Here is a 698-nt window from a genome sequence, read left to right on the forward strand (position 1 = left end):
GAAGAAGGGTTTCGGCTCGTAAAACTCTGTTGTTAAAGAAGAACACCTTTGAGAGTAACTGTTCAAGGGTTGACGGTATTTAACCAGAAAGCCACGGCTAACTACGTGCCAGCAGCCGCGGTAATACGTAGGTGGCAAGCGTTGTCCGGATTTATTGGGCGTAAAGCGAGCGCAGGCGGTTTTTTAAGTCTGATGTGAAAGCCTTCGGCTTAACCGGAGAAGTGCATCGGAAACTGGGAGACTTGAGTGCAGAAGAGGACAGTGGAACTCCATGTGTAGCGGTGGAATGCNTGGCAAGCGTTGTCCGGATTTATTGGGCGTAAAGCGAGCGCAGGCGGTTTTTTAAGTCTGATGTGAAAGCCTTCGGCTTAACCGGAGAAGTGCATCGGAAACTGGGAGACTTGAGTGCAGAAGAGGACAGTGGAACTCCATGTGTAGCGGTGGAATGCGTAGATATATGGAAGAACACCAGTGGCGAAGGCGGCTGTCTAGTCTGTAACTGACGCTGAGGCTCGAAAGCATGGGTAGCGAACAGGATTAGATACCCTGGTAGTCCATGCCGTAAACGATGAGTGCTAAGTGTTGGAGGGTTTCCGCCCTTCAGTGCTGCAGCTAACGCATTAAGCACTCCGCCTGGGGAGTACGACCGCAAGGTTGAAACTCAAAGGAATTGACGGGGGCCCGCACAAGCGGTGGAG

At 51.8% G+C, this 698-nt stretch carries 1 rRNA gene; it reads left to right on the forward strand.

Features of this window, described 5'->3' with window-relative positions:
• Nucleotides 1–698, forward strand: a 16S ribosomal RNA gene (locus EIZ39_RS27165); the annotation flags it as partial.

It is taken from the genome of Ammoniphilus sp. CFH 90114, from assembly GCF_004123195.1.
In the GTDB taxonomy this organism is placed as follows: domain Bacteria; phylum Bacillota; class Bacilli; order Aneurinibacillales; family RAOX-1; genus YIM-78166.